Source organism: Mycobacterium arosiense ATCC BAA-1401 = DSM 45069 (assembly GCF_002086125.1).
Taxonomy (GTDB): domain Bacteria; phylum Actinomycetota; class Actinomycetes; order Mycobacteriales; family Mycobacteriaceae; genus Mycobacterium; species Mycobacterium arosiense.
The window spans coordinates 1-244 of sequence record NZ_MVHG01000358.1; the positions used below are offsets into that span (position 1 = coordinate 1).

1 protein-coding gene is annotated in these 244 nt (G+C 64.8%); it reads left to right on the forward strand.

Annotated elements, in window-relative coordinates; translation table 11 throughout:
- The coding region (locus BST14_RS32185) for an alpha-isopropylmalate synthase regulatory domain-containing protein (RefSeq protein ID WP_281252840.1) at window positions 1–244 on the forward strand (244 nt) is incomplete at both ends.

Below are 244 nucleotides of genomic sequence, written 5' to 3' on the forward strand. Positions count from 1 at the left end.
AACGAATACCTCAAGGCGACCTCGCCCTACGTCCTCGCCAGCCATCGCCTGCAGGAAGAGAACGGCACCAGCGCCGTCGACCTGGAAGTCTCCTTCGACGGCGAGAAGCAGCACTGGCGCGGGATCGGCAAGGGACCGCTGGAAGCCTTGGTGGCCGCCCTGCCGGTCAAGGCGGAAATCATGGACTACCATGAGCACGCCATAGGCGCCGGCGCCAATGCCAAGGCCGCGGCCTATATCGAGA